At 38.0% G+C, this 1,312-nt stretch carries 2 protein-coding genes and 1 other annotated feature; both genes read left to right on the top strand.

What is annotated here, in order from left to right:
- The first annotated feature begins 62 nt into the window (after positions 1 to 62).
- Entirely contained in the window at positions 63 to 326 is a 264-nt protein-coding gene (locus EKM98_RS12005; RefSeq protein ID WP_225418590.1) for a transposase, read from the top strand.
- Complete coding sequence (locus EKM98_RS12000; RefSeq protein ID WP_105782191.1) at positions 311 to 1,195, top strand: IS3 family transposase; 885 nt, start codon at positions 311 to 313, stop codon at positions 1,193 to 1,195. Before EKM98_RS12005 ends, EKM98_RS12000 begins: the two co-directional genes overlap by 16 nt.
- 31 nt (positions 1,196 to 1,226) lie before the next feature.
- Positions 1,227 to 1,301 (bottom strand) — a sequence feature (ribosomal protein L21 leader region).
- Positions 1,302 to 1,312: the final 11 nt, after the last annotated feature.

Here is a 1,312-nt window from a genome sequence, read left to right as displayed (position 1 = left end):
TAAAAAAACAGCATTAGAAGTTGCCTAACTTCTAACGCTGTAAAATTGGCTATCAACAGGATTTGACAGAGAGCCAGAAAAAGTACTCAGTAGATTTTAGAAAAATGATTGTCAAGCTGTACCAGGATGGCGCCCCGGTAGCTGATCTTACAGACGAATATGGTGTATCAAATGTAACTATTTACAAATGGATTAATCTATATAAAGAAGACAAAGGAAGTGGAATTTCCAAATCAGATGTTTTAGCGTTGCAAAAACGTTTGAAACAGCTAGAAAGTGAGAATGACATCTTAAAAAAAGCCTTAACCATATTCGCCAAAAAGTAAACCCAGATGACTGGCAGACAGCCGTTGATATTAATTTGAAGCACCATAGTATCAAAGAAACCTGTAAAGTACTCTCAGTTCCACGCTCAACTTACTATGAACATCAGCAGAATCATGTATCGCCACAAGCCAAGCGTCGTAAGACACTTAGCCAGTCGATTAAACGCATTTACTTTAATTCTAGACGTATCTACGGGGCACCTAAAATTCTAAAAGCGTTACAAAAAGAAGGTAAGACTGCCAGTATTAAGCTAGTTCAACGATTAATGCGCCAAATGGGGTTAAAATCAATCACGCGCAAGAAGTGGCATTATCAACAAACTAATGATATTGATGCGACTGATTATTCAAATATACTCGCGCAAGATTTTCGTACAACCAGTCCAAATCAAAAGTGGTGTGCAGACATAACTTATATTCACACCAAAGCCAATGGCTGGTGTTATTTATCAAGCATTCAGGATTTATATTCACGTAAAATCATTGCCCATAAAATCAGCCGTCATATGACTGCTGATCTTGTGATCAGCACTTTTCAACAAGCCTTTGAAACTAGAAAGACGACTAATAACTTAATTGTGCATACCGATCTGGGTAGCCAGTACCGCAGTGCTGGCTTTGAACAGATCTTAGCGCAACACCATATTCGCCATTCTTATAGCAAGCGTGGCTGTCCCTATGACAATTCATGTTTGGAATCATTTCACGCCAGTTTGAAAAAAGAAGAGGTTTACCAACACCATTATCAGGATTTTGAAGAAGCAAATGCTGCAATATTCAGCTACATTGAGAGCTTTTATAACAGTGCTCGAATTCACAGTAGCATTGATTATTTAACTCCAAATGAAAAGGAAAAATTAGTCGCTTAAATTATACATAAAATGTGTCCAGATTCTTGACCTAAATCCATAGACTCGCCGAATACAAGTGTTCAGACGAAACTTAAAAACTCGCTTCGTGCGGTTGCAGCTTTGGAAGCTACAAAT

Origin of the sequence: Loigolactobacillus iwatensis (assembly GCF_003950295.1) — a bacterium.
Taxonomy (GTDB): domain Bacteria; phylum Bacillota; class Bacilli; order Lactobacillales; family Lactobacillaceae; genus Loigolactobacillus; species Loigolactobacillus iwatensis.
Note: the sequence above shows the minus strand (reverse complement) of the source record. Positions and strands in the feature narration are given on the sequence as shown.